The 13,503-nt window shown below is 44.7% G+C and carries 12 protein-coding genes and 1 riboswitch; of the genes, 4 read left to right on the top strand and 8 right to left on the bottom strand.

Annotation, left to right across the window (positions count from 1 at the left end; genetic code table 11):
• Positions 1 to 146: 146 nt before the first annotated feature.
• Together FVR03_RS22065 and FVR03_RS24605 are read right to left on the bottom strand one after the other, a co-directional pair.
• The gene (locus FVR03_RS22065; protein WP_369410473.1) at positions 147 to 1,397 is read right to left on the bottom strand and encodes a voltage-gated chloride channel family protein; all 1,251 of its coding nucleotides are present in this window, start codon (positions 1,395 to 1,397) and stop codon (positions 147 to 149) included.
• A 142-nt stretch (positions 1,398 to 1,539) separates the two neighbouring features.
• Positions 1,540 to 1,609: riboswitch (Fluoride riboswitch) on the bottom strand.
• Positions 1,610 to 1,943: 334 nt separating this feature from the next.
• Positions 1,944 to 2,114, bottom strand: a complete 171-nt coding sequence (locus FVR03_RS24605; protein ID WP_187270262.1) for a hypothetical protein — start codon at positions 2,112 to 2,114, stop codon at positions 1,944 to 1,946.
• A gap of 767 nt (positions 2,115 to 2,881) precedes the next feature.
• Here FVR03_RS24605 and nhaA point away from each other — a divergent pair.
• The gene (gene nhaA / locus FVR03_RS22060; RefSeq protein ID WP_147923948.1) at positions 2,882 to 4,231 is read left to right on the top strand and encodes a Na+/H+ antiporter NhaA; all 1,350 of its coding nucleotides are present in this window, start codon (positions 2,882 to 2,884) and stop codon (positions 4,229 to 4,231) included.
• Between the two features lie 10 nt (positions 4,232 to 4,241).
• Here the strand turns inward: nhaA and FVR03_RS22055 are convergent, their stop codons facing one another.
• Positions 4,242 to 4,829 carry an acyl carrier protein phosphodiesterase gene (locus tag FVR03_RS22055; protein ID WP_147923947.1) on the bottom strand — a complete coding sequence of 196 codons (588 nt, stop codon included), beginning with the start codon at positions 4,827 to 4,829 and terminating at the stop codon, positions 4,242 to 4,244.
• A 263-nt stretch (positions 4,830 to 5,092) separates the two neighbouring features.
• Here FVR03_RS22055 and FVR03_RS22050 point away from each other — a divergent pair, with 263 nt between their 5' ends.
• A complete protein-coding gene (locus FVR03_RS22050; protein ID WP_147923946.1) occupies positions 5,093 to 5,596 on the top strand; it encodes a pyridoxamine 5'-phosphate oxidase family protein in 504 nt (167 codons plus the stop codon).
• Between the two features lie 100 nt (positions 5,597 to 5,696).
• The gene (locus FVR03_RS22045; RefSeq protein ID WP_147923945.1) at positions 5,697 to 6,431 is read left to right on the top strand and encodes a spheroidene monooxygenase; all 735 of its coding nucleotides are present in this window, start codon (positions 5,697 to 5,699) and stop codon (positions 6,429 to 6,431) included.
• A gap of 4 nt (positions 6,432 to 6,435) precedes the next feature.
• Here the strand turns inward: FVR03_RS22045 and FVR03_RS22040 are convergent, their stop codons facing one another.
• The 4 genes from FVR03_RS22040 to FVR03_RS22025 all read right to left on the bottom strand — a co-directional run bounded on the left by FVR03_RS22040 (position 6,436) and on the right by FVR03_RS22025 (position 9,512).
• On the bottom strand, positions 6,436 to 7,089 hold the full coding sequence (locus FVR03_RS22040) for a DsbA family protein (protein ID WP_147923944.1): 654 nt from the start codon (positions 7,087 to 7,089) through the stop codon (positions 6,436 to 6,438).
• Positions 7,090 to 7,640: 551 nt separating this feature from the next.
• Positions 7,641 to 8,327 (bottom strand): hypothetical protein, encoded by a 687-nt coding sequence (locus FVR03_RS22035; RefSeq protein ID WP_147923943.1) that lies wholly within the window; start codon positions 8,325 to 8,327, stop codon positions 7,641 to 7,643.
• Positions 8,328 to 8,347: 20 nt separating this feature from the next.
• Positions 8,348 to 9,103, bottom strand: coding sequence for an LVIVD repeat-containing protein (locus FVR03_RS22030; RefSeq protein ID WP_147923942.1), 756 nt, complete (start codon positions 9,101 to 9,103; stop codon positions 8,348 to 8,350).
• 4 nt (positions 9,104 to 9,107) lie between these two features.
• Positions 9,108 to 9,512, bottom strand: a complete 405-nt coding sequence (locus FVR03_RS22025; RefSeq protein ID WP_147923941.1) for an LVIVD repeat-containing protein — start codon at positions 9,510 to 9,512, stop codon at positions 9,108 to 9,110.
• Between the two features lie 597 nt (positions 9,513 to 10,109).
• On the opposite strand from FVR03_RS22025, the gene leuS reads away from it, so the two are divergent.
• A complete protein-coding gene (leuS, locus tag FVR03_RS22020; RefSeq protein ID WP_147923940.1) occupies positions 10,110 to 12,881 on the top strand; it encodes a leucine--tRNA ligase in 2,772 nt (923 codons plus the stop codon).
• 151 nt (positions 12,882 to 13,032) lie between these two features.
• On the opposite strand, the gene FVR03_RS24600 is transcribed toward leuS, so the two are convergent.
• Positions 13,033 to 13,503: MarR family winged helix-turn-helix transcriptional regulator (locus FVR03_RS24600; RefSeq protein ID WP_187270261.1), on the bottom strand; the 471-nt coding region annotated here is incomplete at its 5' end.

Raw genomic sequence — 13,503 nt, 5'->3', positions numbered from 1 at the left:
AGGATGGTGGCCGCTCCTCCACATCCCTATAAAATGGTTATTGCTTAAGTGCCTAATTCAATTATTCTAATGAAAATGGACTTCAAAAGTAAAAACCGCTAAAATAAGTCAAGGTTTAAGTTGAGGCAGATGGCTTTGAAAAAGGATTATGGCTTCTTCCGTCTTGTCAGAACTATATCTGTCAGGCTTTTGCCTTCTTCTCTGCCATAGAATAAATGTTTGGGGCTGCCAACAACCTGAGAGCCGTATATGCCGGAGTGACCAGAAAATAAATAGGCACAAAAACAGGCCAGCGCCATAAATACAGCACTCTCAGCTCCGAAAAGTTCTATAGCCATAATGGTGCAGGTTAAGGGGGTATTGGATGCTCCCGAAAAAACTGCCACAAATCCCATACCGGCCAATAATGCCATAGGTAAAGGTATTACCTGCGATAAGGCATTTCCCATGGCTGCTCCTGTGAAGAATAATGGAGTTACTTCCCCTCCTTTGAATCCGGCACCAAGCGTAAACGATGTAAATAGTATTTTTGCGAAGGCGTCATAAATTGGAAGCTCATCTTGGAAGGAGGCTAAAATAGTGGGTATTCCTAAACCAATATATTTGGTAGTGCCAATGGCCCAGACTGCCACTGCTACCACCAAACCTCCCCAAAAAGGCCGTAAAGGTGCATATGCTACCCTAATACGAAACTGAGATGTCCAGAAGTGAGTAGCTTTTGCGAATAGCATACCTGTTATGCCAAAAACAGCACCAGCCAGCAATGCGTAGCCAAAGCCGGCACCTGTCATAGCAGGAACAAACGTAATTTCGTAATGCGTGTGGCCAACTCCCCAGGCATGGCAAGCCAGGTTGGCCACTACGGCTGCCAATAAACCTGGTACCAGGGCATCGTACCGGATGCGGCCAATCACAAATACCTCAAGACCAAAAATAGACCCGGCAAGCGGAGTACCAAACAGCGATGCAAACCCGGCACTGATGCCAGTAATGATGAGAATTTTACGGTCGCGCGGACGAAGTTTGAAAATTCGGGTAAACTGGTCTGCCATAGCACCTCCCATTTGCACGGCAGTTCCTTCCCGACCGGCAGAGCCACCAAATAAATGCGTGACCAAGGTGCCGAACAGCACCAGAGGTGCCATCAGGAAAGGTATGATTTGCCGGGGAGCCTGAATTTCTTCGAGTAGTAGATTATTGCCTTTGGTTGCACGGCCACCATAAAAATGATACAGCAAACCTACTAACAAACCACCCAAGGGCAGCAGCCAGATAATGGACAGGTGACTTTCGCGAAAGGTGGTTACCCACTCTAGCGATACCAAGAAAAAGGCCGAAGCAGAACCAACCAGCACACCTACTAAACTACTAATAAGCAGCCATTTAATTATGAACAACAGTGCTTTACTTTGTTCACCGGCAGAGAAAAGCTTCTTAAGAAATGTATCCGAAATTACTTTAAATTTGAAACGGGGTTGAGGTGTCATACCATTTTTTGCAGATAACCAGTTATAGCCGAAAGTTGCATGTGCAACAGGCCCTGAAGCAGGAGTCATCAGCCCTAACAAAGTTTGGGCAGTTCCAGGCGAACCCCATCACCTATAGCAGCAAAAGTAAAGCATAATACAAAGCAGTGCAATGCATCATCTTCTGAAAACTGAAATTTCCGGAAAATGCGCACTATTACCAACACGATAACTGAAAGGTATGGCAAAACGCAGCAGCTATCTGGGTATTACAACTTAAACAAACCGGGCATTCAAAAAAGAGAGACTGTTGAATAAAAGTTAAAGAAGGAGTGGGAATAGCTGTAGATTCAAAACCCTATAACTATCGGCAAGTAAAGTGTATAGAAAAATTCCGCCTTAAATAAGTGACAACAGGTGAGGGAAATAGCTTAAATAATAGAATTAGATTGAATTAAGGTGAAGCAGGAAGGCAAGTTACTCAGCAACACTCGTTAGAGAAGCAGCATCATTTTGTAGCTCAAGCAGCAGGTTATGTAAGATCTCAGGGTAATTTTCCTTCATCTTCTCCATCATAAACAGCATTATTTTATAATCTAATTCTTCATTTATCGGGTTATCCATGAGGGCAGAAAATTTGTACTGCATGATGTTGAAATAGATTAACGAGTCGTTATCCTTCAAAAAACAATAAACCTTTTCGTACAACTTGTTAGAGAGGGTTGTATTCAGTTCTGCGTGTAAAACTTCAGCTATTGCTTTCTTCTTACCCCTGTTAACTTAATAAAGCTGCCGACTATAAATAATAAAAAAATTTTGATATTCAAAAGTATGAAATAATTTGCTACGTAAAAACACCTGCACTGTATAAATACGTAGGCACACCATATTAATCCGTAAATGAATTACTTTTTTTGATTTTCTTTCTACTATCTTTAAAAAACCCCTTGGTTAAATTAGCAACAAATCCAAAGTTTCTTTAAGAGTCAAATTGTAACCGCTTGTTAATTTACCTGTTACACAACAACCTTGCTTCTGGACTCGCACAAAATCAGGAAGCCAATATTAAAAATGAAAACTCCCTCATCTTACCATTTATTGTGTTTAGCCGCGTTTTAGGTGGCTTTTCCTGCTGCTTCCCGCCTGTATTTGCGTTTAATAATAAATTTGTGAACGGCCTTTACTACGCACCTAGTGAATGCCTGCTGGTAGCATAGCCATATGCACAACTTTTACTGCTAAAGAATTGGCTTGTTTGCTCTTCCGAGTGAGTCGCTGAAAGAATCAAAACTTTTGGTAAGTTCGTACGTCAAACCGGTAAGGCTCCTGAAGTCAGTTTGCAGCAACCGTAAGCTTTACAGGTGTAACACGAACTAAATTTTCTTAGCTCTTTTTTCTACCAAAGCCCTCCTATCGTGACAAAAATTGCCAGCTACCGCCTGTACAGGCGCATTTTATATCCGATTCAAGCTTTCATTCAGGCCGAAGCTTTCAGCGGCATTTTATTGATATTTATTACCCTTATCGCTTTGATATGGGCAAACTCTGCCTGGAGCGCTACTTATACCGATTTTTGGAGCACCTACTTCACAGTCTCTTTCGGTGATTTTAGCATATCAAAAGATCTGATTCATTGGATAAACGATGGCCTGATGGCTATCTTCTTTTTTGTGGTTGGCCTGGAGATAAAGCGTGAAATCACAACCGGTGAGTTAGCTTCTTTTAAAAAGGCAAGTTTTCCGGTGATGGCAGCTTTGGGGGGCATGCTGGTGCCAGCAATGCTATATTATTTCTTAAATGCAGGAACACCAGCCGTAGCAGGCTGGGGCATACCTATGGCCACCGATATTGCCTTTGCTCTTGGTATGGTATCGTTGCTAGGTAAGCGTGTACCGCTGTCTCTTAAACTGTTTCTGGTAGCCTTTGCCATTGTAGATGATATTGGCGCGGTACTGGTCATCGCGCTATTCTATACCTCCGAAGTAAATTTTCTGAGTTTGTGGGTTGGCTTCGGGGTGTTCGGGCTACTGCTGGTGATTAGTTCCTATAACACCCGTACAATTTTTGTGTACCTGTTACTAGGTGTGGTCATGTGGGTAGCTTTTCTGCTCTCTGGGGTACATGCTACCATCGCAGGTATTTTACTGGCCATTACCATACCGGCCAGGTCGAGCTTTACGCAAGAAGAATTTATTTCTGCCACCGACAATATACTTGGCGAACTACACGCCTCTCACCTTGCCCACTCCTACCCAGCCGTGGTAAGCGATCCCAAGGAAGAGGAAAATGATTTTCAGGCTGCGGTTTATACTATCGAAACCAATTGCCAGGAAGCGCTTTCACCTTTAAGCAGGTTGGAGCACAGTCTGCACCCGTGGGTTGCCTTTGCTATTATGCCTATTTTTGCGCTTGCAAATGCAGGTATGCTTATAGATGCAAGTCTGCTCGATGGTTTTTTTAACCCCTTAACTGCCGGTATTGTGGTAGGCCTGGCTATTGGTAAACCGGTAGGTATTATGGCGTTTGCATGGCTAGCCAGTGTAACCGGCCTGGCAGCAAAACCCAGTTCTTTTAGTTGGGCGCAGGTACTTGGCGTTGCTTTGTTGGGAGGCATCGGTTTTACGATGTCCATCTTTATAGCGAATCTGGCATTTGATGGCACTCCTGAGCTTGCTACCGCAAAACTTGCCATTCTGGTAGCCTCCGTACTTGCAGCAGTAGCTGGTTTAGCACTTTTATGGTTGGCAAAACCAGTAGATAAATAAGCAAGTTAAACTAAACCAGCTCCTGTCTTACCTGATGAACGTAGGCTATCAGGTCCGGGAAAAACTGGTGAAAGTCGGCAGCATACAGGTGGTAATTTGCCTGCAGTTCATCGCCCGCCAGCTCCATACCAGATTTAAAACTGGTGCGCCGGCTCATACCAGCAAGCGCCTGTCGTATTCCTTCTATTTCTGCGTAAGAGGCAAGCCAGTTCTGGCGCATCATGTACGGGAAAAAGTGCTGTACCCTGGGAGGCAACAAGTCAAATTGGTTATGGATGATGCTATACGCCCGATCTACAAATACCTCAAGGGCAACAGGTGCAAACTGCTCGAAACCTATAGCCAGAAAATGATCGAAAAACATATCGGCTACAACCGGCGCATACTTTCTGAAATGTGGCCGTAAACGTTCTTTACTCTGGTGCACCACCGGGTGCGTATCTGTAAAGGTGTCGATGAGGCGGTGCAGCCGGATACCACGGGCAATACCTGGCTGGTACTGCTCTAGTTGTTTTCCTTTTACAGCATCAGCTATAAAATTGCCAATCAGTAAATCTTCTTCATCACCAGATAAAAATATGTGGGCCAGGTAGTTCACGAGCTATAAAATAAATAGGAAGAAATATTTGCCACTAACCTTGTAAAGTCATAATTAAGCTAAATAAAACAAGGCTCTTCTTGAGGTTCTGTTCCTGTCAGTTAATGCATTTTGCAAGTTCAATTTGCCAGAAAAACTGTATAAAGGTTTAAACATTATATTAGCTGGTATGTTTGTAACAGTGTAAGGGCAACTCACACTCCAGAAATAAACCCTTTACGAAAGCAGCGCGTAATTACAACACAAACTCAAGAACGAAAGCTATGACGAATAATTTGATCACAAAAGAAAATCTTCAGAAACTGACCGAGAAGATTAAAGATATCGATATTGCCATGATGACGACTCAGGAAAAGGATGGCACCTTGCGCAGCCGCCCTATGAGCACACAGGAGGTGAAGGAAGATGGTAACCTTTGGTTTTTCACGGAACACGACTCTGCTAAATCGCACGAAATTGAAAACGACTCGCATGTAAACCTTAGCTATGCAAAACCTGATGACAACCTGTATGTTTCGGTTTCAGGCAAAGCCACACTCTCCAGAGACAGAGAAAAGATAAAAGAGCTCTGGACACCACCCATGAAAGCTTGGTTCCCTGATGGCCCAGAAGATGATAAAATCGGGTTGATAAAAGTCTCGATTGAGCAGGCCGAATACTGGGACTCTCCTAACAGTGCCGTGGTACATTTAATTGGTATGGCAAAAGCTGTAATTACAGGCCAGTCTTACGAACCTGGCGAAAACGAGAAACTTAATCTCAAATAGGTAAATAACTTATATTTAAATCACCTGTCGCCTTTGTGTGTGGCAGGTGATTTTTTAGTGAAGCCCCTTTTTTTACTCCTGGCTCTTTTTCCTCTTAATTTTGCAAAGCGCTACCGCCACCTCCGCCCGTATTACTACCCTCACTTTGTTTGGCCTGAAAAAAGGACACATCCGTTGGGGGTTAGCGCAAATGGGTACATCTGTAAAGCCATTAAATGTTACGCCAGGGTTGCTATTTTACAAGCTACTCGGCAGCGGGGTAGGCAAAGGCTTTAGTCTGCAGCCCAATTTCAGGCGCTACGGCCTCCTATGCACCTGGGAGTCTGGGGCAGCAGCAGAAGAATTTTTTAAGCATGCCCCGCTTTTAGAAACGTATCGGCAGCATAGCGAGGAGATCTGGACGGTCTGGTTACACACGCTTCAATCGCATGGGTTGTGGAGTGGTGAATCGCCTTTTGCTCCTTTTCTTGAAAAGATGCCAGCTGGGCCGGTGGCTGTGTTAACCAGAGCATCGGTAAACTGGCTGGCGTTGCCGAGCTTTATTAAATACGCACCTGCCGCTACACGTGCCCTCGATTCGGCTGCCGGCTTACTTTGCTCCATCGGTTTGGGTGAGCTGCCTTTTGTCAGGCAGGCCACGTTCAGCATCTGGGAATCGGCGGAGGCCATAAAAGCCTATGCCTATAAAGATGTGGCGCACCAGGAAGTAATTAAAAGAACACGTTCAGAAAACTGGTATTCTGAGGAGCTTTTCGCCAGATTCAGCCCCTTCGCCAGCGAGGGCACCTGGCAAGGCAAAGACCCGCTTCATGGTCATCTGCTTCCCTCCTACTAAAAACCTATTTCTCCAGCGGATCGTGTAAGGCTTCCGCAAGGCGGCTTTTAACAGCTTCATACGTTTTGTAGCCTCTGCTGATGAGGCTTATTTTTTTATCATTCAGGAGGTACAGGCTCGGGAAAGCAATGGCGCGTAACTGCCGCGCGATCATAAAATCCTGTTGGGTTTTCTCCAGGAGCGCAGCATCCAGAAAGTTCTCCATAAATGTTTCTTCCGTTACGCCAAATTGCGAAGCTATGGCTGCGAGTACAGCAGGGTTGGTTACATCCTGGTTTAACTTATAAAATGCCTGCTGAATTTCGGAGGCCATTTCAAATTCATGGGCTGGTGCAAGATAACGCATGGCTACAATGGCGCGGCAAGCGGGTTCTGTGTTATAAATAAAATCTTTTCTTTCGAAAAAGCCGAAATTGAACGCTTGTCCGGAAGTATCAGCAACTTCCTGCCAGTGTTCCTGCACGTTATCGGGGGTATCGGCTTGTAAAGGCGTTGTGGCCCCTGGTCGCAACCCGCCCACTACTACCTTCAGCTTCAGTTTCTCCTGGTACTCATCGCGCAGGCGTTTTATAACCGGAGCAAAACCATAGCACCAGGTGCACATAGGGTCCATTACATAAATCAGGTGCGGTGTCTCCAGCAACTCATTCTTTTCCATAACAAGTAATCTTCAGGCAGAGAAAGTAAAGTCAGCGGTAAGTATCTCCAGCAAAGTTGCTGGCTGCGCCTATAGGTTTAGGCGCTTTTGTTTCATCATTTTACCGAACGCCGATACAAAAATAAGCATTTTGAGCCAGAAAGCGTCACCAAAAACTACTACAGGCCCTACTTTAGCACCTAAAACCACAACGCTAAATAACTACCTACGCCAGTTCTCCTGACAAATTATGCGAATGAAAATGCCCTTCCAACGAGTTTTCTATCATTTTTCTCCAAGGGCTTTAGCATAGCCCCTTGGATATAGTGAAGCATTTTTACGTAGGGAGAGCTTGTTTATTTGAATAATTGATGTTTACTAAATTCAGCTACAGACTTGGACACATGAATTCTACTCAAAACATATAACCCAAATTCTTTTATTTATAAATCAATTTCAGCTTCGATAAAAGAATAGGTACAAGAGCAACAGCTTATTCAAGATCTACTGTACTACTTACCTTATTTCGCGGGTCTTGTATCTCATTCGAAGCTGCCTCTATGAAAATATAATTACTTAATAGCTACTCCAAATTTAATTCCAGCTATAAGGTAAGTGCCAGAGTAGGCATAGTCCAGAAAGTTTTTATTGTAATAAGTTGCAATTTCTGGTAAGCTGCTATGGCTTGTTATATAGCCAAGGCCACAGTAAAAGTCGATAACAAGAGGCGTATTAGTACCTACTTGCTGCAACCCAAGCAGCAATACACCTCCTAAGCGGTTAATATTTTCCTTCCTTACAATCGGAGTTCTTTTGTAGTAAAGGAGGCCATCGCTTTCCTGAGCCTCCACCCATCCCATGGTGCCATACCTGATACCGACGTGCTGGTATTTTAGGCCATAAGAAAGGTAGAAGTTCTGCTGCTGTTTCTCAGCTGATCTGGCGGTGTAATACCGATGCTGCACCTCCAGCCCATAAGCCCGCAGCTTTTCATTTGCGTAACCATAGCGGGGAGTGGCGTTTATAGAAAAGGTCACACCTTCGTAATTGTATTGCGGAATAAAAACCAGGTTGTGCTTTAAATTTTTAGAAACGGATTTTTCAACATCCGCAACAATTGCCTTCATAAGCAGGTGCTGCGGGCTGTAGCGAATGTTCAACCGTTTATTCTGGTAAAGCGTATCTGCCTGCGAAAAAGCTGCTGTGCTGGTTGTAAGAGAAGTTAACAGGAGAATGAAAAAAATTGTGTTCCTGCTCATAGAGTTGCGGATCATGGATGTCAGGAAGCAGGAGTAACCGGTATTCTACTTAATAAAACCAGTTTATCGGTTTCTATGCTGTATTGGTAAAACCCATCACTACCTACTACCAGCAGGTTGTTGTGAAGCAGAATAATATCGAATGCCTCTATTTTGTGATGTTGCAGCAGTTCAAGTTGCAGCACATCTGTTGCATCGTAAACTTTAATACCATCGTCACAAACATAAAGCCGCTCGTTCTGTATAGCCAGTCCCATAGGGTTCACCATCGGGTACCGTTTTAGCAATTCGGGTTGCTCCAAATTCTGAACATCCACCACGTGCAATTCATTGATGGCCATTTGGCAAACAGTACCAGTGCGCAGGGTTATGTACGCATAGCGGCCATCTGTTACCACCGGATCGCAGGCAACCTGATGCTCGTACATAGACAGTTTACGGGGCTCCTGTGGTTGTGTAATATCAAAAATATACATACCTGATTGGGAGCCGATAAATAGATTTTCGCCGTAAGGAAAAATTGTTTCTATTCCGAGCCCAAGATCTATCTTCTTTTTAGCTACCGGATCAGTTTCCGTAGCTATATCATATACCTGTAACCGGGAATCATCTACGGTATAGAGGAAGTTGCCTGTTATGGCAAACCGGGCCATAGAACCACCCTGACCATTTCCTGTTTCAGAGTTGCCTGAAGGTGAGAGGCTGTCGTTGCTATTGCAGGCGCCACATGCCAGCAGAAGCAATAGCCAATAGCGGGAAAAGAAGTTTATTTGCATCTGCTTAGTTATTAGTTTTCAGTTCCCAGCTTACAATAACGGCATCTGCAGGAGCATTAGCCGAAGAAACCATTCCTGTTCTGCCATCGGGAGGCGTTAAAGGCGGAAAAGCATCTTTAATGCGTTTGGCAATAGTAATATGCTCCAGATCCTGCAGGTTAACAGCAACCAGATCAACGGCATTGTCTACATAAAGCACCTGCTTTTTTACAGCAAAATCGATGTTTCCGGGCACCTGTAGAAACCCAAGCTGTTCGGGCATGGCCGGATTTGTATTATTTATGATGTGTACACCTTTATATTTCTCATTTATGAGCAGGTAGCTGCCGTAAATGTAAATTTTACCCGGATTAACAAGCTGCTGAGGTGGCTTCATCCGGATAGAACTTTCCAATTGTGTTCTGCTCATGTAAACAGGCTCATAATAGGAATGATATAAATCCTCCTGCATGGGGCAAGCAGATAAAAATTGAAAGCTTACTAAGAGAAGCAGGTAAACATAAGTATTCTTCATAGCTATGCAGGTATATGTTGAAGCTAATATAAGTTTTCTAATTCAAATTTGCATCTAAATAAAAAAATATATGATGGATGTTAAGCACATTTAATATTACAGATGGCAAGACAAATTATCGAAAATCAAGATTTGGTTTTTCATTCCAATAAGGCAAAGAATAAACCCGTGTCTTGTGTCTTGTGTCCTATAATAGATGGCAGTTTAACTCCGATAGGTTAAGTCGAAGTCTATCAGACTCTCCAAATTTTTCAAATAAAAAAGCCCTTCCAAAAGTTTTTGCGCCATTTTATGCCAAGGGTGATGCCAGCGGTCTTATGCACCTAAGATGGCATTTTGCTTCCGGAGGCCATTTTCATCTGAATAATTTGCTTACTTATTTTCTCCATCAAGTAAAAAGTCTGGATCAATTCTCCTTATTAAAAGAACCATTGCCGATTATCGATGAACAATTCCTAAATTTACCGTTCAAAAAACAATGCACTAAAACCGATGTCAGAGTATAATTTCAATCAGATTGAGAAAAAGTGGCAGCGTTACTGGGAAGAGAACCAGACGTTCAGAGCCGAAGCAGGAAGCACAAAACCCAAATACTATTCACTCGACATGTTCCCTTACCCTTCCGGGGCTGGGCTGCATGTGGGCCACCCGCTCGGTTACATCGCCTCTGACATCGTGAGCCGCTACAAGCGCTCCAAAGGTTTTAACGTGCTGCACCCGATGGGCTTCGACGCCTTTGGTCTTCCGGCCGAGCAATATGCCATCCAGACTGGTCAGCACCCGGCTATTACCACTGAGCAGAACATTACCCGCTACCTGGAGCAGCTCAAGAACCTGGGCTTTTCGTTTGAATGGGAACGTGAAGTCCGCACCTCCGACCCTGCCTACTACAAATGGACGCAGTGGATTTTTATGCAATTGTTCCAGAGCTACTATAATTATAGTGCAGAAGCGGCAGAGCCTATAGACCAGCTGGTACGGGCATTTGAACAAAGCGGTAACCAGAAAGTAAACGCCGCCTGCGACGAAGACACGCCGGCCTTTACCTCTGATGAGTGGCTGGCCATGACAGAGCAGCAAAAAGCTGAAATGCTGTTAAAATACCGCCTGACTTATGTGGCCGAAGCCGTAGTAAACTGGTGCCCTGCCCTCGGTACGGTACTTGCCAACGATGAGGTAAAAGATGGTGTATCGGAACGTGGCGGTTACCCGGTAGAGCGCAAGCGCATGCGCCAGTGGATGATGCGCATCACCGCCTACGCCGAGCGCCTGCTACAGGGCCTCGACAAGATTGATTGGCCGGAACCCGTGAAAGAGATGCAACGCAACTGGATCGGAAAATCGATTGGTGCCGAAATGGAATTCGCAGTTGAGAACTCCGACCAGAAGATTAAAGTTTTCACTACCCGCATCGATACTATTTACGGCGTTACATTCCTGGTGCTGGCACCGGAGCATGAGCTGGTAAACCAGATCACCACCACAGAGCAAGCCTTTGCGGTAGAAACGTACGTGGCTGTAGCCAAAAACCGCTCGGAGCGCGAGCGAATGGCCGATGTGAAAACCATTTCAGGTGCCTTTACTGGTGCTTTTGCTATTAACCCGTTTAACGGAGAGAAAATACCGGTTTACATTGCCGATTACGTACTGGCAGGTTACGGCACAGGTGCTGTAATGGCGGTACCATCCGGCGACCAGCGCGACTGGAACTTTGCTACGCATTTTAACTTGCCGATCATCCAGATTCTGGATGCGCAGCAGGATACGACTCAACAGGCAGATGCCACCAAAGAAGGACGCTATGTAAATTCTGACATCATTAATGGCCTCACCTACCAGGAAGCCATGCCGGTGCTGATCAATTTTCTGGAAGATAAAGGCGTAGGCAAAGCGAAGATCAATTATCGCATGCGCGATGCCGTATTCAGCCGCCAGCGCTACTGGGGCGAGCCGGTGCCTGTATATTTTAAAGACGGTATTCCTCACCTGATACAGGAGAGCGAACTGCCCCTGGAGCTGCCGAAGATAGATGCCTACCTGCCAACTGAAACAGGCGAGCCACCACTAGGCCGCGCCATAGACTGGAAATACCAGGATGAACATGCTTATGAACTAAGCACGATGCCTGGATGGGCTGGCTCCAGCTGGTACTGGTACCGCTACATGGACCCCAAAAACGACAAAGCCTTTGTAGACCAGGAAGTTGTAAACTATTGGCGCAGCGTAGACCTGTATATTGGTGGCTCTGAGCACGCTACCGGTCACCTGCTCTACTCCCGCTTCTGGAATAAGTTCCTCTTCGATATGGCGCTGGTGCCGGAAGATGAACCGTTTAAAAAGCTGATCAACCAGGGCATGATCCAGGGCCGATCCAATTTTGTGTATCGCCTGAAAGACAGCAACACCTTTGTTTCGTTTGGTTTAAAAGAGCAGTACGAGACAACTGCGCTGCATGTAGATGTTAACATTGTAGAAAACGATGTGCTGGACCTGGACGCCTTTAAAAACTGGCGTGCCGAATATGCTAGTGCCGAATTTATCCTGGAAAATGGCAAGTACATCTGCGGCGTGGAAATCGAGAAGATGTCGAAGTCGAAGTACAACGTGGTGAACCCGGATGACCTGGTGGAGCGATTGGGAGCCGACACGTTGCGCATGTACGAAATGTTTCTGGGGCCGCTGGAGCAGTTTAAACCCTGGAACACCAACGGCATGGACGGCGTAAATAAATTCCTGCGCCGCTTCTGGAAGCTGTTCTTCGATAAGGATGGAAACCTGGCACTATCTGATGCTGAACCTACTCCTGCCGAACTAAAGTCGCTTCACAAAACCATTAAAAAGGTGGAAGAAGACATCGAACGCTTCTCCTTCAACACCTCCGTGTCCACGTTTATGATTTGTGTAAACGAGCTGGTGCAGCTAAAATGCAACAAACGTGCAATTCTGGAGCCGCTTACCATTATTCTGGCACCCTATGCGCCACATATTACCGAAGAACTTTGGGAGAAACTGGGCCACAGCGAAAGTATCAGCAATGCACCATTCCCGACCTGGAATGCAGCTTACCTGGTAGAAAACACGTTTGAGTACCCGGTATCTATTAATGGTAAAATGCGTGCCAAAATAAATTTCGCAACCGATGCACCTCGCGATAAAATGGAAAAAGCCGTGTTAGCAGATGAGCAGGTTCAGAAATTTTTAGAAGGAAAAGCCCCAAAGAAAATAATTATTGTCCCGAACAAAATAATTAATGTGGTAGTATAATTAGAACTTCCATCTTACCAATTAACTTATGTGAGCCGCTTAGAACCCGTTTCGAGCGGCTCATATTTTTTGATATATGCTCAAAATAAAAGCACTATGGTGCCACCCTGCTTTCAGCACAAGTTTCGGTAATTTCCAGAAAATATTAAGGCTAAATTTTTAGCTTTCGTACCGAAGCCCTCACTTTATCCAGAAGCGTATTGAGCATTTGAGACTCTTGCTCATCCAGATCAGCCAACATCGAATCCATGTTCGGAATAACACCGTCTATTCTTTTGAGTAACTCAAGACCTTTTGCCGATATAATAATATTTACCAGGCGCTTGTCTACAGGATTTGCGGTTACGTTAACCAGTTCTTTGTTCTTTAACCTGCTTACAAGCCTCGACACGTCAGACATTTTGTCTAACATGCGATCCCGTAACACTGATGTAGAAACCGGGTCCGGATTTTCTTCGCGCAGTATTCGGAGAATGTTGTACTGCTGAAATGTAAGTTCGTATTGCTTAAAGAAGATCTCATAAGCATTAAATACTAAACTGGAGGTATAAACAATATTTATACATCCTTTCTGCCTTTCATTCCGAAAGGTGTAGCTTCCTAATTCTAGTTCTAGCTGCAT

Origin of the sequence: Pontibacter qinzhouensis, assembly GCF_008017455.1 — a bacterium.
Classification (GTDB): domain Bacteria; phylum Bacteroidota; class Bacteroidia; order Cytophagales; family Hymenobacteraceae; genus Pontibacter; species Pontibacter qinzhouensis.
The sequence above is the reverse complement of the archived record's forward strand: the minus strand, read 5'-3'. Positions and strand labels throughout refer to the sequence as shown.